Source organism: Paenibacillus rhizoplanae (assembly GCF_042684125.1).
Lineage (GTDB): Bacteria > Bacillota > Bacilli > Paenibacillales > Paenibacillaceae > Paenibacillus_AQ > Paenibacillus_AQ rhizoplanae.
In genome coordinates, this window is the sequence record NZ_JBHUKY010000091.1 from 14,498 (window position 1) to 34,694 (window position 20,197).

A 20,197-nucleotide genomic window follows, 5' to 3' on the forward strand; every position below is an offset into this window, starting at 1 on the left:
GTTGGAGATTAATGCTGATCATGGTTGGAAGCCTGGCCCTAACAGGCGCAGTTATTTCTTTTGGTTATTTCATGGCCGGGGAACTGCAAAAAATCGAATACGTGGCTGCCCCGATCAATTGGAGCATTGAGCATGCCGGATCCGTTCGCGTGATGATCATCACTGGTATCATTCTCTTTCCCGTCACTTTCTTCCTGGCCAGCCTCCGTTTGGTTCAGGATTTGCGCGAAATCAACGCAGGACTGCAGGAGTTATCGGCAGGTCGGATCGGGCGTGTAATAACGGTCAAGGGCAAGGATGAGTTAAGCCTTGTAGCGGAGAGCATGAATCAGCTCAGCAGCGAATGGGATCAATATCTGTCGGAAATCACGCGCGGTTTGAAGGAAATTTCTAATGGGCAGTTCGACCATCAGATTCCGGATATTGCCGGTAACCAACTGGGCGAAGTCGCGCATAGCATCAACCAGATGAGTACACAGTTGAAGCATTCGATAGCGGAGGAGCGCAAAGCAGAAAAGACCAAAAATGACTTAATTACCGGTGTATCGCATGACCTGCGCACTCCACTGACCTCGATTCTCGGTTTTCTCGAAGTGATTGAGGAGGATCGGTATCAGGATGAACTGGAGATGCGTTATTACATCAACATCGCGTATGAGAAATCCTTGACGCTTCGGCGCCTGATCGACGAGCTGTTCGAATATACGCGTATTAACAACGGCATGCCTCTGGAACTGAGCGAGCTCGATATCGCCGGGCTGATCCGTCAGCTAGAAGAGGAATTCGTACCGATTACGGAGAACGCAGGCATGGAAATCAGGTTGAACATGCAAGAAGGAGAATTCAAGATCCAAGCAGACGGGGGGCTGCTTGTACGGGCGTACGAGAATATTATCGCCAATGCCATACAATACGGGAAGGCGGGCAGATATATAGATATCGATATTGCTAAGGATGGAGATGTGCTGGTCGTGCGGATCCAAAACTATGGAGACCCCATTCCGGAACGGGATTTGCCTTTTATTTTTGACCGCTTTTACCGGGTGGAGCGCTCCAGGTCGAAGCAGACCGGGGGCACAGGTCTCGGACTGGCCATCGCAAAAAGCATTATCGATGTACACGGAGGGAGTATCACTGTACACAGTAGCAAGAAGGCAACTATATTTGAGACACGACTCCCGGATTCCGGCATCCATCAGGCGCAAGCGGCTGTTCCGGAAGAAGTTCATAATGAAATTGAACGGGTACCGACCGCGATTCCCAAGCGGGGCCTGTCGCCGAAACAAAGAATATCCCCCCGGAAACGGAGCTTATTCCAATCCAGGCTACCTGCAGTATCGATGATCGTGCTGCTAATTTGTGCAGTGGTACTATTCAGCGTTAAGAATTCATTTACCTCCCCGCTCATGGTAAAGCTGGATGCAAATAGCGATCCAGCGCTGATGCCAGCAAGCGAAAATGACATGATGACTTCTATAGGCGGTAAATCAGACCAAGGCTATACACTTTTCATTCATCGTTATATGTACGACAGCCAGAACCTAATACTCCAATACTCAATCAAAAATTTTAACGAGATATCGCAGTCACAATGGGCGAAACAATCAGTCAAGCCGACTTTTAAATTGGACCCTTCAACGATACAGGCAGTGCCCGGCATCGCCACAGATCCAGGTGTAACGTTGGCCAAAAACGGCACCATCAATTATTCTTTTAACGGAACCACACCTCCAGACAAGTTCATGTTGAAAGTCAGCGTAAAAGAGTTGATTCTCTCGGATGACACTGCTCAGCAGCTTACACTCGCAGGAAACTGGAGCTTCGAAATTCCTGTTAAAAAAAATTATATACGAAAAGCCAATGGTCAAAGTTCACCGTTGTTGAATTAAACCTAGATGAAGCCTCCATATCAACCCTAAATGCAACACAAACTCCATTTTATTCATTTAGAGTACTATGAACTAAATACATTACAACAAAAGGGAGAAAAGTTCATTCTATGGAATTTAATATATTTATAGTTGAAGATGATACGGCATTATTCGAAGCGCTGCAAACCGGACTGGAAGCTTGGGCGTTCCGGGTTACGAAACCGGATGATTTTGATGAGGTTATGCGTTCGTTTCTTGATCAGCAGCCTCATCTTGTAATCATGGATATCACGCTGCCTAAATTTGACGGTTTTCATTGGTGCAGGGAAATTCGCTCTGTATCCGAAATCCCCATCATTTTCTTATCTTCCCGCGATCACCCGTTAGATATGGTTATGGCGCTTAATATGGGTGCGGATGATTTTGTCCAGAAACCTTTTCATACGGATGTGCTGTATGCCAAAATTCAAGCGATTCTTCGACGGACGTACGCTTATGGTGAAACCCAGGCAGATACACTCGAATGGAACGGTGCCTTGATTGATTTAAAGCGGGGTGTTATCCGAAAATCAGCCGAGGAAGCTGATTTGACCAAAAACGAATTTTTCTTACTGATTGCGCTGGTGAAGTTCAACAACTCTGTCATTTCACGTCATGACCTGATTCGTAAGCTATGGGAAGATGAGCAGTTCGTAAATGATAATACCCTTACAGCCAATATCACCCGCTTGCGGCAGAAGTTAGAACCGCTAGGGCTTTCAGACGCTATTGTGACAAAGAAAGGAATGGGTTATATGGCAGTGACTTTATAGGAGGAAAAGATGATATGTTAGTCCGTTACGTTATTGCAAGAAAAAGCTGGATCCTGTTTTTTATTAGTTTGCTGGGTGTTACTGACCTGCTAATATTTCTCGATCAGGGAGTAAGTATTGGACCCGCCTCTTTCATATACTTAAATTCTTTGTATATTATTCTGTTTGTTTTATTTTTCATTTGGCGGTACAGGAACGAAACCAGGTATCTGGCAGCGGTTGCCAAACTGCAGGAAGTCATGCCCGCTGACTGGATTGAGAGTCTTCCCGAACCTGACAATGAATTGGATAGGATCACGGGCCATGTATTAAGAGAGGCTTCTTCCCATTTTAAACGGAAGCTTTCTGGGATGAAGGAAGACCAACTGGTTGAGAATGACTTTATTGCCTCCTGGATTCATGAAATCAAGACTCCTCTTACCGCTATGAAACTGATTATGGCCACACGCCAAAGTGATCCGGATATCCGCAGAATGGAAACAGAATGGCTGCGGATTCACCTGCTTGTAGACCGTCAGCTATATATGACACGCCTTCCTGCCCTGGAATCGGACTATGTTCTTGAACAGGTGTCGGTACAACGTCTTGCGACAGAAGAAGTCCGGGAACTGGCTCCCTGGTGTATGGAGAAAAACCTGGCAGTCAGTATTGAAGGCAATGATGCCACCGTCGTTACAGACCGTAAATGGTGCCGTTTTATCATTAGGCAGTTATTGACTAATGCCATCAAATACAGTCCTACAGGCACGTCACTCACGTTCAGGACAAATGTTACGGAACAAGAGAATGTCTTTCTGGATTTAATAGACGAGGGTCCGGGTATTCAGCCTCATGACCTTCCGCGTATATTTGACAAAGGATTTACCGGAGGAAATGGAAGGATCCATAATGCTTCTACAGGCCTCGGCCTCTATCTTGCCCAAACCGTTGCAGCCAAAATTGGAATTACGCTTCAAGTCCATTCCATCCAGCCGCAAGGTACGACAATGCGGATGACTTTTACAGATTCTAATGCATTCGAGACCGTTAGAAGAGGACAAGCAGACAATATCCCATTATGAACAGCCAAGGTCATCTTGGCTGTTTTTGTGTTAACCTGACGAATTTGTCACCTACCGCTTCAACTCGTCACCAGAAACGTGCGACACCCGGGATATATACACGTAAACTTAACCTATAATCGAATTTGGGAGGTTCACTATGAATGAACAAGATACAGTATTACACGCCCGGAATGTTCACAAAGCATATGGCTCAAGAGGCAGTACCCAACATGTTCTGAAAGGCATTGATTTACGCGTTCTTCATAAAGAATTCGTCGGGATCATGGGTCCCTCCGGTTCCGGTAAGACCACCCTGCTAAACGTACTTGCGACGATTGACCGGACCACTGACGGTACGATATTAATCGATAATGAAGATATATCCGCCATGAACAACGCCTCCCTTTCCGCATTCCGCCGTAACAAGCTTGGCTTCATCTTCCAGGATTACAATCTGCTTGATACGTTGACGGTAAAGGAAAATATCCTTCTGCCGGTATCGCTTAACAAGCTAAGTAAAAAGCAGGCGGAAAGAGAGTTTACAGCGATTGCAGATGTACTGGGCATTCGGGAATTGTCGGAGAAATACCCCTTCGAAATATCAGGAGGACAAAAACAGCGCACAGCGGCCGGACGGGCTTTGATCCATCAGCCTTCCATCATCTTTGCAGACGAGCCGACGGGTGCCTTGGATTCTAAGTCCGCATCATCGCTGTTGTCCGTAATGGATGAGGTTAACCAGACAAGAGAGGTCACGATTATCATGGTCACGCACGACCCGGTCGCATCCAGCTATTGTAACCGCGTGGTCTTTCTGAAAGACGGGAAAATTTATTCCGAATTGTACCGGGGGGAGAAATCCAGACAGTCGTTCTTCAAGGAAATCATTGATGTGCAGGCTGTATTAGGGGGAGATAATATTGACGGTATTTGATCTGGCGCTCCGCAGTATGCGGCAAAATGTGAAGCATTACTATCTGTATTTTTTCGCCCTGATTTTCAGTATGAGCCTGTTCTTCGTCTTTGCATCACTCAAGTATGATCAGCAGGTACAGAACATGCTGGATTCAAGTGTAAATATCACGATAGCCTTTCAGTCCGCTGCAGTCCTGCTTGTGGTAATCATAGGAATTTTCGCAGTTTCCTCTAACAGCATTTTCTTACGCAGACGCAGCCGGGAAATTGGATTATACCAGCTCATAGGCCTTTCCAAAGGTTGGATTATCCGTTATTTACTCATTGAGAATATCTTGCTGGGTTTAGGTGCTTTACTAGCAGGGATCATCTCCGGAGCACTGGTGTCCCGTCTGTTTGTCCTGATTTTAATGAAACTGCTCAACTTGGACGGCCTGCCTTCAATAGATTTTTCTGTACCGGCAGCCTTAGAAACGGCTGTAGTGTTTATTCTTATCATCTTTATTACTTCCATTCAGATGATATTTATGATCAGCCGCAGAACCCTGCTCGGCTTATTCCAGGCAGATAAGCAGCCTGATCTTGTCAGCAAGCGGCCCTCTATTCTTACGGCTATATTAGCTATATTTGGTGTTATATTGATCGGCTATGGCTATGAATTATCGGGACGTATGGTAGATGAGCAACTAGCTGTTAATGCACTGTTGGTAATGGCATCTACAATAACAGGAACCTATATCTTATTCCGGGTGACGATCAGCTGGTGTCTTTACTGGTTCCGCAAGCGTAAAAAAGGACACCTGGGCTTTTACAACAGCCTTTCGCTTGCTCCGCTGATGCACCGTATGAAAGCCAATGCCAATTCGCTCACTTTAATTACTGTGCTCTCAGCTTTAACCCTTACATTTGTTACCATCTCGTATTCTTTATATTACTCTGTAGAGCAAGTCACCCGCAATGAATATCCTTATGATTTTACAATTGAGAATAACCAGCGGGATGCAGCTGCATTTACAGCCGAGCTCGAGAGCAGAGGTATTCATCAAAAACACCAAACCATCGATACATTCCGGTCTAACGGTATTATCCTGGATCCGTTGACTGAATCCGGGTATAGAGAAGGCATGTTATTATGGCTTCCGGCTGAACAGCTGCAACAATCCGGCAGAGATATCTCTGTACCTGACTATGGCGAGGTAGTAGAATATAACGCTTCTGCGCTGAGCTTATATGATGACATTGATCTCTCCAAACGTTATCCAACCATGATTGAACTGCGCTCAGACAAACAGACCAAGAGTTATCCCTTGAATGAAATATTCTTGGAAAACATCGTGAATGCCGGAATATCAGGCAGACAAATGCTAGTGTCTGAAGCCACCTTGGAAGAAGTTGAGCGGAGAATGTCCGGTACAGACGGTTTTGAGCGGGTTCAAATAGATACATTCCAAGTCCCGGATAATAAGGAGCTTGCGCTGGCTTCCTCTCTCTACCAGAAATATAAAACGGATGACTTTTATTCGGCCGACTTTTATTCCCGTTACACAAGTCTGCTTCAACAATCCGGATTATTAATTTTTATAGCCGCCTTTTTGGGACTTGCTTTTCTTGCTTCTACCGGCAGCATTCTATACTTCAAACAGATGAGTGAAGCCGAACAGGAGAAACAAAGTTTTAGAACATTGCGTCAGCTTGGTTTTGATGAAAAGATGATCATGAAAGGCATCTTGAGGAAGCAGCTGCTGGTGTTCCTGCTCCCGCTGTTCATTGGAATATTACATTCAATCTATGCAGTCAAGGCGAGTTACTTTATAACTCTTGCCGACGATACGATCCCTGCAATGATTGCGATGGGAGCTTATGCCGCCATTTACTTCATGTTCGCTTTCTTCACACTTGGGTATTACAAAAAAGTCGTTAAAAACGCTATGTTATAACAACTACTGCTGGAGGTAATTAAACATGAAAAAAACTGTGATTTTCATTTCGATCGCACTGGTTGTGTGCTCGGTCCTGTATTTAACATTCAAACGGGAGTTGGATCAGTTCAACCCATTGTATAAGGAACAATATGTATACGCAGTAATCAATAAACCAGACGGAAAGGAAGGTAAAAATGAATGGATTCGCTACAGATACAATCTGACAGGTTACACAAGTGAAGGAGAGAAGAAAAAGATCACTTTCTCTTCAAGCAAAGAACAGAAGCCGGAAAGCTATATCAGGGTGCTTGCTAAGGGAGCCTATACGAAAGACTGGATTATAGTCGAGGAGAAAGTGATTCCGGAGAAAGTCTTAAACCAGTTACGTTCCCATTGAACACATGATGCCTGAACATATACACACTAAAAAAGCCCAGCCAACATCGGATGAGCTTTTTTTCTGTTAAAAGTCCGTACTATTGACTACGCTTATTATATCTTCCAGCGGTTACGATGGCCAGCATCATCCCCGCAATTCCAATTCCCGTTAACATCCCTTGCGAGAAATCCATTAGATTACTTCCGTTTGACTGGATAATTTGACTGACGCCAATCGATGAGGAAGAAGCCAAGAACAGCATCGCTACATTCTGTTGTTGTTTTTTATCCACTTTACCCACTCCTTAGTAAAAGTAAACATAACTATACTTAAGTATTATTATTTAATCCATATTCAACTCTTCAACCTCAGCTCTAAAAACCCTCAAAAATAACGATATATCCGATTTATAAAAGCTCGCCTTCTTTGTATCGTCTGATGTTTTCCCTCGCAACAATCGGTTTTACATAAGATTACATTTAAAATGGAAAACCCTTGATTTATCTACGTATTCTTTAAATCAAGGGTTCGATTTGTCTCAAACATGTGTGGCCAATCTGTCCGATTTAATGTGATAAACAGTCCGAACTATAGTGGCTACACACCATTAGTTCCCGCTCCTTAGATTTTATAAGCCTTCATAGCTTTTCTAATCTCCTTGATGCTAGGGCGCTTGCCGTACATCAGGACGCCGGTGCGGTAGATCTTGGCGGCGAGCCAGCCGAAGAGGAAGGTTGTCGCAAGCAGGATTGCCAGCGAGACCATGATCTCCCAGAAGGCCACATGGCCGACCCCGATCCGCAGCAGCAGGCTGAGCGAAGAGGTGAATGGCACGAAGCTGGCTACCTTCACCAGCAGGGTGTCCGGGTTCGAGATGCTGAACAGCGGCAGATAGAAGCTGACGAAGCCCAGCATCATGACCGGCATCACGGCCTGCCCCAAATCCTCTGTCCGGCTGACAATGGAGCCGACAGCGGCATACATCAGGGCGTACAGGAAGTAGCCCAGGATATACAGGATGAATCCATAGACAATCATGCTGACATTAAGCTGTCCCAGATTCAGATCGAAATCGCTTAGAATCGTGGAATTATGCGGCAGCATCAGGTTGACGGCGATGGCAGCCGAGATAATGGCGATCTGCATCAGACCGACGAGGAAGATTCCGATGACCTTGCCGAACATTTGGGTGAGTGGCGAGGCGCTGGTGATGAGAATCTCCATAATGCGCGAGCTTTTCTCCGAGGTAATCTCGGCTGAAATCATGTTTCCGGTCATCATCACCGACATGAAGAACAGAATCAGGAGGATATAGACAATCACATAGTTGATAATGGGTTTGGACTGATCCTGATCTGCACCACCCGCTCCTCCTGCGGCACTGAGCTGTTCTGTATCAAACGAGACCGGAGCAAATATAGCAGCAACCTGGCTCTCCGTCAGCTTATCTCCAACAATCAGCCCGGTATTCACCTGCTGTAGAGCCGCTTGCAGATTCGTTTTCAGCTGGCTGCTGATGTCTCCGTCTTTGCTGTGATACGTTACCGGAGGCACCCCTACACTGCCCTTGTCGGCAAAGGTAAGATACCCCTCAATCTTCTCATCCTCCAGCCCCTGCTTCAGCGCAGCATCCTCAGCGGAAGGATATGCGGTAAATACGACTTTATCGTCTGCTTCAGCCGGCGGAGTATAAGCGAGCAGCAGCTCGGCGGGCCGGAAGCCCTGCGCGGCAACTATTCCGATCTGTGTCGCGTCCTTGGCACCGTCTTCTCCGTTGAACACTTTGATTAGATAAGGAATATTCATCCCAATGCTAAGCAGAAGCACCAGAATCAGGGTCGTAATCATGAAGGATTTCGTTCTTACCTTGTTCTTGAATGTGAAGCCGATAATGGTTGCCATTTTATTCATTGGATTCACCCACCGCTCTGATAAAGATTTGGTTTAGCGTCGGTTCCTTAATCTCGAAATGCTCGACCTCGCCTTGAGCTACAGCCAGCTGCAATATGCGCTGCGCCGCTCCCAGGTCATTGATGGATAACACATACCCGCGCTCTTGCCGCTGCACTCCGGTAACTCCGGCAATCTCGGCAAGTCCGTTCACTTCCCCGGCGGTGCGCAGTACAACTTCTTCCCGCGGATACCCCTTCTTGATCTCGCGGATATCTCCCTGAACCACGGTGTTCGAGCGGTCAAGAATCGTGATATTACGGCATAATTCTTCAACATGCTCCATACGGTGCGTGGAGAACAGAATGCTCGTTCCCAGATCCCGCATCTCTCTGACGGTATCCTTCAGCAGCTCCACATTGACCGGATCGAGGCCGCTGAAGGCTTCATCCAGGATCAGAATCTTCGGCTTATGGACCACAGCAGCGACGAAGCCCATCTTTTGCTGATTCCCCTTGGACAGCTCTTCAATCTTCTTATTGTAATATTCCGGAACATCGAAGCGCTCCAGCCAGTACTTCAGGCTCTTATCCGCTTCACTGGCGGACATCCCGCGCAGCTGCGCCAGATAGATAATCTGATCGCTTACCTTGACCTTCGGGTACAGTCCCCGTTCTTCCGGCAGATAGCCCATCAGGTGCTGAAGCTCCTTATTATACGGCTTGCCGTTATACAGGATGCTCCCTTCGTCGGGATAGATCAGGCCGAGCACCATGCGCATAGTCGTTGTTTTGCCGGCGCCGTTGGCACCCAGCAGACCGTAAATCTCGCCTTGCTCCACCTTTAGACTGACTCCGTTGACGGCTGTCTTCTCACCGTACTGCTTCACTACCTGATTCAACTGCAATGCTTCCATTCTTATTCCCCTCTCTTCTGGTCGATCAGAACCGGACGGTGTCCCCGGGTCCATAAGCTTAGGATTTCATCCAGCTCCAGACTGCGGCTCTTGAGTACCTTTACGCCCAAATCGTGAATGCGTTTCTCATACAGATAAATTTGCTGGGTCAAAAATGAGGCCACACCCGGCGTCTCCAGCTTCAGCTCCAGCGCTTGCGGCAGCTCGGCTGCCAGCTCCTGCAGCTCTTGCTCTCCCTCAATTTGAACCCATATTTCACTCCATGAACCAAACAGACTGTCCTTCTCGGTCATTCCCAGCAGCTGCCCCTGGTGCATCAGCACGATATAATCGGCCAGCCGCCGTACCTCTTCAACAATATGGGTGGAGATGATAATCGTCGCCTCATGCTCCTCCATATAAGTCTGCAATGCTTCAATCATAATCTTCCAGGCAAAAGGGTCGAGGCCCGAGGACGGCTCATCCAGCAGCAGCAGCCGGGGCTTCACCGCGAGTGCGGCGGCAAGCTCGAACTTGCGGCGCTCCCCCTTGGACATCTTGCCCAGTCTGGCGTTCGGCGGCACTTCAAACTTACGGGTCAGCTCCTCGAAGTAGCCGTGATCCCAGGAAGAATACCAGTGACGGCGGAACTCCGCAGCCTCAGCGGCTGTCCAGAAATTCTCCTCGCTCTGGGATACCTCAGGCACATATGCCATCTGCTGGCGGAGCGGCAGCGGCAGCCCGTCCCGGTAAGTCTCGCCGAACCAGCGGACCTCACCCTCTCCGGGAAAACTCAGCTGCAGCAGCATGTGCAGCAATGTGCTTTTGCCCGAACCGTTCTGGCCTACAAGTGCAGTGATATACCCCTGCGGTACGCTTAAATTAAGCGGTCCAATCGTCTTTTGCCGCCGCTTCTTGCACACATCCCGCAGCTCTATCGCTTGCTGTCCCATCAGCTTCCCCCTCTTTCTGCCTGCTTCCCGTATTTGTCCTTCACAAGCTCTGTGAACAGCCTGGTCAGCTCCTCTTCACTGCAATGGACGGACAGTCCCGCCTCCACGGCGCTCTCCAGCGCCTTGCGGATGGTCTCCTGCTTATAGTCCTCCATGGCCCCGGTCCCGATATGGGACACAAAGGTCCCCGTCCCTTGCCGGGTGCGCAGCAAGCCTTCGTTCTCCAGATCCTGATAGACACGGCGGACCGTAATGACACTGCACTTCAGGTCCCCGGCGAATTCGCGGATGGAAGGAAGCAGCGTCCCTTCTGTAATCGCACCTGAGATAATCAGCGATCTGAGCTGCGTCTCGATCTGATGGTACAGCGGCTCTGCGCTGTTCTCATTAATTTGTATAGGTATCCACATCATTTACACCTGCCTTCCAGGCCCGGCCCCCGGATGAACGCCTTGCCCCGTCTCATACGAGATCCCGGCTCTTCAGCCGGTGAATCGTCCATCTGGAGAACAGCTGAAGCGATAACACACCAAGCACCAGCGCCCCCCACATCAGAGGAGATAATAGGCCCCATTCCTTGGATACAGCGACCGTGGCAAGCAGTAGATTGCCTCCAACCAGATAGACCATTCCCGACACCGCCAGCGCCAGCAGCATGATGGCTGAGATGATCCAGAAGTACATGACGCCGCTGACCGAGAACTCAATAATAATATACATGCCTGCAACAATCAGACTGTAACCTATCCAGGTGAGGGCGAAGGCCAGGTACGCGGCAGGCGGCAGCTCGGCGCGTATTCCTGGACTGAGTACATAGATCAGGCCGAAGTACAACAGACTGTTCATGACAATAGCGAACAGGGTATTCAGCTTTCTTTTGCAGAGAATAACTGCTGTTGGCACCGGCATCGCCCGCATATATGCCAGCATCCGGGTATAGGAATCCTCCGAGATATACTTCATTGTCCGCCGGGAGAAGCTGACACTGAGCATGAGCATCATCGTAACCATCAGAATATCGCTGAGCAGCTGCTTATCATGTCCTGATAGCGTATCGTCGATGATCATTCCTGACAGTGCGGCAAAATATCCCATGAATAAGAGCGAAAACAGCAGTGCCCACAGCAGCTTCCAGCGGTCACCGTGGAATTCGCTGCGTACGATGACCCACGCTTGCTTTAATGTTGTCATAACTTCTAACCTCGCTTTATTCGTCTTGAACGGCAGGAGCCGGCAGATCAGCTAACTTCAGTGTGTATCTGTGTGTGCTTACTGTATATATCTATATACACAGTATATGACCTATGGTTTTCACTGTCAACTGATTACCTCTGCTATTTTTATTATTTCGATTTTCATGTACAAAAAAACCCCGCACATGGGCGGAGTCTTGACTTTATTATTGGAGCATACGCAGGATTTGCGGCACAAGTGCCGGATTTCGATGCAACAAACCACAATCAGCTAAGTCTGTATGTATACTTTGACGTTTTTTGTCGTACAATATCACTTATGCGACTTTTTTTGAGTGAAACACGATAAACCATGCATACTTGCGCATAATCAAGCAGCAATGCGTTTATTATAGGTCATTTCCTAACTTCTGTATAGAAACTTCGCTGGATCAGCCCCTATGCTTCCACAATTATGTTCCATTCCTGCCTCTGCAATTTTTGTCGAATCTAATCTATTCAATGAACGTGCGCAGGCTGTCCTCTACAAAATCCGGGGCAGCCTTTTGAATCTGCTGAACAGTGTGAAGATACCGCTGGGTGGTGTTGATGTGGGAATGCCCCAGCGTTTCCTGAACCTGCTGGAGCGACGCTCCCTGGAGCAGAGCCAGTGTGGCATTCGTATGCCGCAGCCAGTGCGGCGTCAGCTTTTTCTCAATCGTGCTGGCCGCTCCGGCGTTCTTAATAATCCGTTCCACCTGCCGCGAAGATAATGGAAACATCCTCTGCTCCGGGGTGACCTCTTCCTTCCTTGGCAGGGTATCAGACAACTTGGAATACAGCTGCCAAAGGGTCGGCGGAACCTTGATTTCTCTGAGCTTGCCCCCCTTGCCGTTCTCTACGGTCAGCCAGACAGAGGTCTCCAGCAGATCATTATGGAAGTCCCCCCACTTCATCGCCGTCAGCTCTGATACCCGCAGACCGAGCACTACCAGCGTCAACCCGATCAGATAATTGCGCAGTCCTTGCTTCTCCAGTACATTCAGTAACTCTCCCACCTCCCGTTTGGTCAGGAAGTTTTTGCGGCTGGTCACAGTTATTTTGGGGATACGCACCGAGGAGGTCGGATTCACGGCAAAGATCCCGATATGCTGGTCACTCCCCCATTTATAAAAAGACTTCAACGGCGCAAGGAATGCCGCTATGCTTGCCGGTGCCAGTTGCCTCGGATAGCTGTAGCCCCCCTGCGTCAGAAAAATCTTATACGCCTCCATCTCCTTCCAGCTAACTGCCCGTAAGGAGGTGCCTGTAATAAATTTGCGGAAATCGGCAATCGCCCGCTTATAATTTCGACCCGTATTAACATTCGTACAGCAGGTAGCCATAAACATCTGAACAATCTGATCATCGCTTAAGTATCCCTCTTCCGGGTACACCAAGCTGAGCGCCGTACGGCTATATTCGGTCTGGCTCATTCTTTTTTCATCACTCCTCAGGATTAGACATGTCGCATAAGTGATATTGTACGACATTTTTGTGGTATTTTGTCCCATTATCTCACAAGGATGGCCAAAGACCGGACCACGCGAGAACAGCAGAAGGTACCGTGAAGAATTCAGGGGAGGGAGACGGAGTAGCAGCTGCGGGCCAGCCAAGTAATATGAGAAGCCGGAGGGTAACTATGGAGACCGTTTTGCAGAAACAATATGTTGAATTCGGAGTAGATCACGAGCATTATGCGATCCCGATCTCAGATGTCCATGAAATTATAAGAATGCAGGAAATAACGGAGATCCCCAGCAGCCGTCACTATGTTAAGGGCATTATCAACCTCAGGGGGAAAATTGTGCCCGTGCTCAGCCTTAGAGTGCTGCTCCAGATGGAGGAAGTGACCCACACCAAGCATACACGCATTCTGGTGGTCCATCACCAGGAGGAGTCTCTCGGCGTCATTGTCGACAACGTGAATAAAGTGACGACCTTCAGCGATATCCAGCCCGCAAATGGCAGCATCGCCGGAATCAGCGGTTCCTTCTTCAATGGAGTAGGCTTCTCTTCTTCCGAGCTGGTCGGCATTTTGAGGCTGGATGAGATCCTGCTGCGCGACTAAACAAAGGCTACACGGAGAGAAGGCGAACCATGGTTGATTTATCGGAATACCGAGGGATATTTCTGGAGGAACTGGAGGACCAGCTACAGCTGATCGAGGATGAGGTGCTCAGGCTAGAGCAGGCCGGGGAGACGGAAGGCGGAATCCAGCAGTTCTTCCGGGCGGCCCATACCCTTAAAGGCTCCTCAGCCTCTATGGGCTACAACGGGCTGAAGGAGGTCACGCATCATCTGGAGCATCTGCTGCATCAGATGCGGGGCGGGGAACGGGGCGTCACGCCGGAGCTGATCCGCCTGTTCTTCGAAGCGCTGGATGGAATGCGCACGCTACAGAGCGAGATCGCTGCTACGGATCAGGAGGCTACAGATGTATCCGGTCTGGTTCAGCGGCTGAGTACATTCGCAGCGGAGGGACTGCAGGAGCCAGAGGATACGGCCCCTGCCGTGCAGACAAGCCATGCAGAGCTGCCCCTTCAGCTATTCTGGGTGCATGTGTGGCTCTCTCCCGGCTGTGAGATGAAGCTGCCCCGCCTTCACCTGATTGATGCCAAGCTGCGGAGTGTCGCTGCGGTCCTGCGCATGAAGCCGGAGCTGGAAGAGATAGAGGACCATGACAGCCGGATCGACGAGGCTTCCTGGTTGCTGTCACCCAAGATTGATATCGAGGAGCTCCGTCAGGAGGTCTTATCCATTATGGACGTTGATCGTATCTACATAGAAGAAGTGCTGAACGATTCCCCGCGTCCCGGTGAATTCGTGAGACCGCCCCATCCGGAGACAGGGAGCCGGGAACTCCCGGAAGTACCCGAATCCCCGCCCTCTGCCGCTGACAAAACCAAGCCGCAAACGATCCGCGTCCAGGTGGAGCGTCTGGAGAAGCTGATGAACCTGGCGGGTGAGCTGGTCATCGACCAGACCCGGTTCCATCTGCTGAACCGCAGATTCCACCAGCAATACGGAACCAATGATCTGACAGAGGAGCTTGGCCAGCTTGCCGACCATCTGGCTATGATTACGGGCGAGCTGCAGGAGAGCATGATTAAGGTGCGGATGCTGCCTATAGAGCAGCTATTCAACCGCCTCCCCCGCATGGTCAGAGACTTGTCCGGCTCCCTGAACAAGCAGGTTGAGCTGGTCCTTGAAGGCAAGGAGACGGAGCTGGACCGGACGCTCATTGAGGAGCTTGGCGACCCGCTGATCCATCTGCTGCGCAATGCCGTCGATCACGGGATAGAGACCCCTGAAATTCGCCGCAGCGCCGGCAAAAGCGAGACCGGAACCGTCCGCGTCGCCGCCTCCCACGAGGATAATCAGGTCATCCTGGTCATAGAGGATGACGGGGCCGGTATCGATTCCAGCCTGATTGCAGAGTCTGCTCTGCGGAAGGGTATCATTACGGCGGAAGAGGCCAGCGGGATGACTGAGGATGAGGCGCTGCGGCTTATTTTCCGGCCCGGCTTCTCCACCGCCCCGCAAATCAGCGATATTTCCGGCCGCGGAGTCGGGATGGATATCGTCCGCAATGACATTGAACGGATTAACGGCATGATCGATATTGAGACCACCCGGGGGCAAGGCACCCGCTTCCGGATTCGCCTACCCCTGACGCTTGCCATCATTCGGGGTCTTCTCGTTCATGCCGGGGGAGCCACCTTCGTGATTCCCATGAGCAGTGTGGCCGAGATCGTCCGCGTCGCTCCAGAGGAGATTGCCTCTGTCCGGGGCCAACCTGTTATTACCGCACGGGGTCAGCTCGTACCGGTGGTCTGGCTGCAGGATATCCTGCACCTCCCTGCAAGTGCGTGCGGCAGCCCAGCATCCATTCCGCTGATCATTGTGGGAAGGGGAGAGAAACGGCTGGCACTGGCCGTAGATACGCTGATCGGCAATCAGGACATCGTAATCAAATCGCTCGGCGCCTACATGGGCAAGACGGAGAATATATCAGGAGCCACCATCCTGGGAAACGGCAATATCGCACTGATCATAGACACAGCCAGCTTATTTTTCAATACGGGAGTTTTCGCTTAACAAAATCATCTTTACTGGGGGAAACAGGTATGAAATGGTTCTATAATCTAAAAACAAGCGTGAAATTAATCTCGTCCTTCCTGACCGTCGCTGTCATTCTTTCCTTCGTGGGCCTCTACGGACTGAGCAACCTCGGCTCGATTAATAACAGTCTGGACGATATGTATGTGAACAATCTGGTTCCCGTCTCCTCCCTGCAGAGCTCACAGAACAGCTTCTCCGTCATGCGCGTTATCGTCAGGGATCTGTACATTAAGAAGACCCCTGAGGAACGCCAGCAGCGGGTGGATGATTATAAAAAAGAGAAGCAGAACGTTCTCGATAACATCGCAGCCTTCCGTAAAACCAAGCTGAGCGCGGAATCGGTTCAAGCCGTCGCCCCTTTTGAAGCGGCATGGAATGAATATTTGCTAACCTACGATTCTCTTGTCAGCCTCTCACTGACCGGACAAGACGAGAAGCTGCTGGAAATGTTGCGCGGCAGCACACTTAACAACCAAGGCGATACCTTGAAGAATATTCTGAACGAGCTGATTCTCACCAACACCAAGGAAGCGGATCAGGCCCGGCAGAATGGAGCCGCACTCTATAGCTCTTCGCGCAATATTACCCTTGGCATCATTGTTGGTGCGGTAATTCTGTGCATCCTGCTAGGGTATATCATCTCCCGGATTATTTCTAATCCGCTGGCGAAGGTTGTCAACGTTCTCTCGAAGGTGGCTGACGGCGACCTGCGCAGCCAATCCGATATCGACACCAGAGATGAAATCGGCATCCTGGCTGCCAAGGTGAACGAGATGGTTAGCAACCTCCGCCGGACGGTGGGGTCCATTCTGTTGCATTCCCAGAGCCTGTCCGCCGCCGCCGAGGAGATCTCCGCCAGTACGCAAGAGGTGGCAAGCGGCAGCACGACCACAGCGGATGATGCCGGGACCATCAGCGAGTTATTCAAAGAGCTGTCCAGCGCGATCCACTCCGTAGCCCAGAATACCGAGCAGGCCTCGATGATCTCCGATGAGACGGTAACCATTGCCGAGAACGGGAACAGCATCATTCAGGAGTCAATGGAGAGTATGCAGGCTGTCAGCGGGCAGATGGCTAAGCTTGAGGAGGACTCGCAGAAGGTCGGCGAGATTATCGATGTCATCGAGGATATTGCAGATCAGACCAACCTGCTTGCTCTGAATGCCGCCATTGAAGCCGCAAGAGCGGGGGAACAGGGCCGGGGCTTCGCGGTGGTGGCCGATGAGGTACGCAAGCTGGCCGAACGCAGCGGCGAGGCCACCAAGCAGATCACCAGCATCATCAAGGGGATGCAGGTGAATACACGCTACAGCGTGAGCGCTGTGCAAGAGAGTGCGGAGCTGTCGCAGAAGACCGGCGTTTCTTTTCATCAGATCGTGACGATGGTCAACAACGCCGGCCAGAAAATATCCGAAATCGCCGCCGCCAGCGAAGAACAAGCCGCCCAGTCCACCAACGTCCTCGCTGCCGTGGAGAGCATCTCCGCCACCACCCAGCAGTCCGCCGCCAGCAGCGAAGAGACCGCCTCTTCCGCCCAGTCCCTGGCCAGCCTGGCTGAGGAGCTGCAGAGCACGGTGTCTTCGTTCCGGTTGTAGCTCTTGGTTCATTCAGGTGCCTGCAAGCCCCCTTTCGGAGCTTGCAGGTTTTTTGTTATTCTTGCGGGATCAGCCGGGTATACAGTATCTTTAATTATTGGAGGGATGTGTAATGGAGGATTCTTGGTTCACGGTTACAGCAATCGATAATTCAACCTTCGCCATCAGCGAATATGGTCATTGGGAACAGGTGCATTCCTTTCTGTTACTGGGAACATACCGAGCTGCACTGATCGACACAGGACTTGGCATAGGGAATATCCGCAGCATCACCAGCCAGTTGACCACTCTGCCCATAGATGTTCTTACTACCCATATTCATACAGATCATATTGGCAGCCATGGAGAATTCGAGCGGATTTTGGTGCATGAAGAGGATCAGCACTGGCTGATCCACGGTATTCAGGGCTTGTCCCTGGAACAGATTAGGCGGAATATCGGCCGGGATATCACACGCCAGACACCTGAGGGGTTCGATCCCTCTACCTACACACCTTTTCAAGGGGAACCGGCAGGATTGCTGCATGACGGAGATACGCTTGACCTGGGCGGCGGACGGATGATCACGGTATATCATACGCCAGGGCATTCACCAGGCCATCTATGCTTCTTTGACAATCAGCGGGGGTTCCTGTTCAGTGGCGATCTGCTCTATGACACCATGCCCGTCTATGCCTTCTACCCTTCCACGAATCCCGCTGATCTGACACGCTCCCTGATACGCATTTCAGAGATTAGCGGCGTCCGCAAAGTATACGGCTCTCATTATACGCTTGGACTTGAACCTGAGATTCTTCAAGAAGCGAAGCGTGCGGCACTGTATCTGCAAGAGCAAGGGCTTGATCATTTTGGAACAGGCATCCACCGATTCAAAGGTTTTAGTGTACAGTTCTGAACGCAGCCGGTGGCGTTAATTGGATTTTGTCCATCTAATTTGACGGCATCGCCCCATTCCCGGACAGCAGTTGGACAAACAACACTTAATTTCTACGATTCCATCCAATTCGATGATATTCGGGGGATTAGGTGGACTTTTTCCAATTGCTTACCTGCAACTGGCTGTATCGCTGGAACTAAGTGTGCTTTTTCCAACTATCATCATTGTCCCTCTTCGCCGAACCCATCAATTAATGAAATCCCCTTGATAATACGCACTGTACTCTCTTGCAAGAACCCACGCGTCCAATCGTCAGCCTGGGTTAAATCCCAACTCCGGTGCATGCCGACGACTACGATAATTTTACGCAGTTTAAGAAACAAGTCCAGCTGGCTCTTCCAGCCATCGGGCAGCTGCCGGTCTGACTCATCTACCGAGAAATACGTATCCTTGATGTACCCCCTCAGAGCTTTTCAAATAATAATGCATCCTCCAGAAGTCACTTCCTTGTCATCATCTATTTCCAGGATTTTTTTTATAGCATGCGTTATATCATTCGAAAACAGGCAATAATATAAGTTAAGTTTAAGTTAAGTACGGTAAACTTTAAGTTGTTTTAAGTTTAAGCGAGAAGTGTTAGAATGGAGTTGAGGTGATGTATATGTTTAATGTAACAGAAAAGGAAAGAGCATTGTCGGAAGCATTGTCAATCTCCGAAGTATTCAAGACACATCTTCACGAAAATGAAACACAGATGTCATTGTTTATTAAGGCTTTGGCCAATTACATTGAACGGAACTCCATTCATAACCCTTCAGAAGTGCTTCAGGCCGTGAATAGTCATTTGGTTCATGGTAATTCTGATCAGGCTCTGCAACGAGTGCTAATCCACATGGTTACTGTAGGGATAGAGGCTGAAGTGTTAAGCACTAAAGTCTACACAACAGGAGATGTCGCCCGATTCTTCGGGGTAAGTATTGCTACGATCCATAATTGGATTGCACTTGGGCGATTTGACGGTGTTGAAAAAGGAGAGCGTTACAAACAAATAAGGTTTCCTGAGAATGCAATATACACTTCTCCTACTGGAATGAAGTCAGCTATAACAGAAGTTGCGAAACGTTATGAAGCAGAGCAAAACCGTTTAGGCAGAAATAAAGAAATGACAGCAGCTGAGGAAATGGCTGAAATACTTAATGCTGTCGTTCATTTTGAAAAAAGATATGGCGGAACATTCGAAGAGACACTGGGCAAAAAAACTGATTTGGCCCCAGAACAATCTCGGGACGCAGTACAATGGTCCAGTCTGCTGTACTCCATTGAAAGGAAATGGGACTGAATACTCGCCCCCCATCCGGGCTGTATTTAAACTGCATTGTTATTCTCAACATTTGACGAGTGTAATCTTTCTATTGCTCACCAGTTATTAGAGATACCACATTATTTTTTACAAAATATAGAATATTCCAGATTGCCTAATTCATGAATAAGTAAGTCAAGGTTTTTCACCTGTGCAGCAAGTTGTCGGATAAGCTCATCCTGCTCCTGCCCCTCCTTAAAAAATTACCCATACGCCAGCGGACACCCTCGCCCCAGCCCATTGTATTCGGTTTAATACGAAAATAAAAGTATCGGAAAATGCGCCGCAGACTGGATTTTGACAAAAAAAGACCCACCGCCCCAAAATAACGTTTCGTTTTTTTTGAAAA

At 49.3% G+C, this 20,197-nt stretch carries 18 protein-coding genes; 11 read left to right on the forward strand and 7 right to left on the reverse strand.

Features of this window, described 5'->3' with window-relative positions; translation table 11 throughout:
- Positions 1-11 precede the first annotated feature (11 nt).
- From ACFSX3_RS30545 to ACFSX3_RS30570, 6 genes are all read left to right on the forward strand, one after another.
- Positions 12-1,889: an ATP-binding protein gene (locus tag ACFSX3_RS30545; RefSeq protein ID WP_209994682.1), complete on the forward strand. Its 1,878-nt coding sequence runs from the start codon at positions 12-14 to the stop codon at positions 1,887-1,889.
- Positions 1,890-1,999: 110 nt separating this feature from the next.
- Positions 2,000-2,683 (forward strand): response regulator transcription factor, encoded by a 684-nt coding sequence (locus ACFSX3_RS30550; RefSeq protein WP_209994681.1) that lies wholly within the window; start codon positions 2,000-2,002, stop codon positions 2,681-2,683.
- A gap of 14 nt (positions 2,684-2,697) precedes the next feature.
- Positions 2,698-3,744 (forward strand): sensor histidine kinase, encoded by a 1,047-nt coding sequence (locus ACFSX3_RS30555; RefSeq protein WP_209994680.1) that lies wholly within the window; start codon positions 2,698-2,700, stop codon positions 3,742-3,744.
- Positions 3,745-3,883: 139 nt separating this feature from the next.
- Positions 3,884-4,660 (forward strand): ABC transporter ATP-binding protein, encoded by a 777-nt coding sequence (locus ACFSX3_RS30560; protein ID WP_209994679.1) that lies wholly within the window; start codon positions 3,884-3,886, stop codon positions 4,658-4,660.
- Positions 4,647-6,578 (forward strand): ABC transporter permease, encoded by a 1,932-nt coding sequence (locus ACFSX3_RS30565; protein ID WP_209994678.1) that lies wholly within the window; start codon positions 4,647-4,649, stop codon positions 6,576-6,578. The genes ACFSX3_RS30560 and ACFSX3_RS30565 overlap by 14 nt, the downstream gene beginning before the upstream one ends.
- Positions 6,579-6,603: 25 nt before the next feature.
- A complete protein-coding gene (locus ACFSX3_RS30570) occupies positions 6,604-6,960 on the forward strand; it encodes a YxeA family protein (RefSeq protein ID WP_209994677.1) in 357 nt (118 codons plus the stop codon).
- 79 nt (positions 6,961-7,039) lie between these two features.
- Here the strand turns inward: ACFSX3_RS30570 and ACFSX3_RS30575 are convergent, their stop codons facing one another.
- The 7 genes from ACFSX3_RS30575 to ACFSX3_RS30605 all read right to left on the reverse strand — a co-directional run bounded on the left by ACFSX3_RS30575 (position 7,040) and on the right by ACFSX3_RS30605 (position 13,327).
- A complete protein-coding gene (locus ACFSX3_RS30575) occupies positions 7,040-7,234 on the reverse strand; it encodes a hypothetical protein (RefSeq protein ID WP_042133237.1) in 195 nt (64 codons plus the stop codon).
- A 329-nt stretch (positions 7,235-7,563) separates the two neighbouring features.
- Positions 7,564-8,853, reverse strand: coding sequence for an ABC transporter permease (locus ACFSX3_RS30580; protein WP_209994676.1), 1,290 nt, complete (start codon positions 8,851-8,853; stop codon positions 7,564-7,566).
- Positions 8,846-9,748 (reverse strand): ABC transporter ATP-binding protein, encoded by a 903-nt coding sequence (locus ACFSX3_RS30585; protein ID WP_209994675.1) that lies wholly within the window; start codon positions 9,746-9,748, stop codon positions 8,846-8,848. Before ACFSX3_RS30585 ends, ACFSX3_RS30580 begins: the two co-directional genes overlap by 8 nt.
- Before the next feature lie 2 nt (positions 9,749-9,750).
- Positions 9,751-10,680 carry an ATP-binding cassette domain-containing protein gene (locus tag ACFSX3_RS30590; protein ID WP_209994674.1) on the reverse strand — a complete coding sequence of 310 codons (930 nt, stop codon included), beginning with the start codon at positions 10,678-10,680 and terminating at the stop codon, positions 9,751-9,753.
- Positions 10,680-11,090 carry a GntR family transcriptional regulator gene (locus tag ACFSX3_RS30595; RefSeq protein ID WP_209994695.1) on the reverse strand — a complete coding sequence of 137 codons (411 nt, stop codon included), beginning with the start codon at positions 11,088-11,090 and terminating at the stop codon, positions 10,680-10,682. Before ACFSX3_RS30595 ends, ACFSX3_RS30590 begins: the two co-directional genes overlap by 1 nt.
- 52 nt (positions 11,091-11,142) lie before the next feature.
- Complete coding sequence (locus tag ACFSX3_RS30600) at positions 11,143-11,871, reverse strand: hypothetical protein (RefSeq protein ID WP_209994673.1); 729 nt, start codon at positions 11,869-11,871, stop codon at positions 11,143-11,145.
- A 496-nt stretch (positions 11,872-12,367) separates the two neighbouring features.
- Positions 12,368-13,327 carry a tyrosine-type recombinase/integrase gene (locus ACFSX3_RS30605; RefSeq protein WP_209994672.1) on the reverse strand — a complete coding sequence of 320 codons (960 nt, stop codon included), beginning with the start codon at positions 13,325-13,327 and terminating at the stop codon, positions 12,368-12,370.
- Positions 13,328-13,533: 206 nt separating this feature from the next.
- Here ACFSX3_RS30605 and ACFSX3_RS30610 point away from each other — a divergent pair, with 206 nt between their 5' ends.
- From ACFSX3_RS30610 to ACFSX3_RS30630, 5 genes are all read left to right on the forward strand, one after another.
- Positions 13,534-13,962 (forward strand): chemotaxis protein CheW, encoded by a 429-nt coding sequence (locus ACFSX3_RS30610; RefSeq protein ID WP_209994671.1) that lies wholly within the window; start codon positions 13,534-13,536, stop codon positions 13,960-13,962.
- A gap of 29 nt (positions 13,963-13,991) precedes the next feature.
- Positions 13,992-15,992: a chemotaxis protein CheW gene (locus ACFSX3_RS30615; RefSeq protein ID WP_209994670.1), complete on the forward strand. Its 2,001-nt coding sequence runs from the start codon at positions 13,992-13,994 to the stop codon at positions 15,990-15,992.
- 29 nt (positions 15,993-16,021) lie between these two features.
- Positions 16,022-17,611, forward strand: a complete 1,590-nt coding sequence (locus ACFSX3_RS30620) for a methyl-accepting chemotaxis protein (protein WP_209994669.1) — start codon at positions 16,022-16,024, stop codon at positions 17,609-17,611.
- A gap of 112 nt (positions 17,612-17,723) precedes the next feature.
- Positions 17,724-18,506, forward strand: a complete 783-nt coding sequence (locus ACFSX3_RS30625; protein ID WP_209994668.1) for an MBL fold metallo-hydrolase — start codon at positions 17,724-17,726, stop codon at positions 18,504-18,506.
- Positions 18,507-19,143: 637 nt separating this feature from the next.
- Positions 19,144-19,827, forward strand: coding sequence for a helix-turn-helix domain-containing protein (locus ACFSX3_RS30630; protein ID WP_209994667.1), 684 nt, complete (start codon positions 19,144-19,146; stop codon positions 19,825-19,827).
- Positions 19,828-20,197: the final 370 nt, after the last annotated feature.

Coding starts and splice junctions, on each gene's coding strand:
- ACFSX3_RS30545 (WP_209994682.1), top strand. CDS start 12: ATGCTGATCATGGTTGGAAGCCTGGCCCTAACAGGCGCAGTTATTTCT.
- ACFSX3_RS30550 (WP_209994681.1), top strand. CDS start 2,000: ATGGAATTTAATATATTTATAGTTGAAGATGATACGGCATTATTCGAA.
- ACFSX3_RS30555 (WP_209994680.1), top strand. CDS start 2,698: ATGTTAGTCCGTTACGTTATTGCAAGAAAAAGCTGGATCCTGTTTTTT.
- ACFSX3_RS30560 (WP_209994679.1), top strand. CDS start 3,884: ATGAATGAACAAGATACAGTATTACACGCCCGGAATGTTCACAAAGCA.
- ACFSX3_RS30570 (WP_209994677.1), top strand. CDS start 6,604: ATGAAAAAAACTGTGATTTTCATTTCGATCGCACTGGTTGTGTGCTCG.
- ACFSX3_RS30580 (WP_209994676.1), bottom strand. CDS start 8,853: ATGAATAAAATGGCAACCATTATCGGCTTCACATTCAAGAACAAGGTA.
- ACFSX3_RS30585 (WP_209994675.1), bottom strand. CDS start 9,748: ATGGAAGCATTGCAGTTGAATCAGGTAGTGAAGCAGTACGGTGAGAAG.
- ACFSX3_RS30590 (WP_209994674.1), bottom strand. CDS start 10,680: ATGGGACAGCAAGCGATAGAGCTGCGGGATGTGTGCAAGAAGCGGCGG.
- ACFSX3_RS30595 (WP_209994695.1), bottom strand. CDS start 11,090: ATGTGGATACCTATACAAATTAATGAGAACAGCGCAGAGCCGCTGTAC.
- ACFSX3_RS30600 (WP_209994673.1), bottom strand. CDS start 11,871: ATGACAACATTAAAGCAAGCGTGGGTCATCGTACGCAGCGAATTCCAC.
- ACFSX3_RS30605 (WP_209994672.1), bottom strand. CDS start 13,327: ATGAGCCAGACCGAATATAGCCGTACGGCGCTCAGCTTGGTGTACCCG.
- ACFSX3_RS30610 (WP_209994671.1), top strand. CDS start 13,534: ATGGAGACCGTTTTGCAGAAACAATATGTTGAATTCGGAGTAGATCAC.
- ACFSX3_RS30615 (WP_209994670.1), top strand. CDS start 13,992: ATGGTTGATTTATCGGAATACCGAGGGATATTTCTGGAGGAACTGGAG.
- ACFSX3_RS30620 (WP_209994669.1), top strand. CDS start 16,022: ATGAAATGGTTCTATAATCTAAAAACAAGCGTGAAATTAATCTCGTCC.
- ACFSX3_RS30625 (WP_209994668.1), top strand. CDS start 17,724: ATGGAGGATTCTTGGTTCACGGTTACAGCAATCGATAATTCAACCTTC.
- ACFSX3_RS30630 (WP_209994667.1), top strand. CDS start 19,144: ATGTATATGTTTAATGTAACAGAAAAGGAAAGAGCATTGTCGGAAGCA.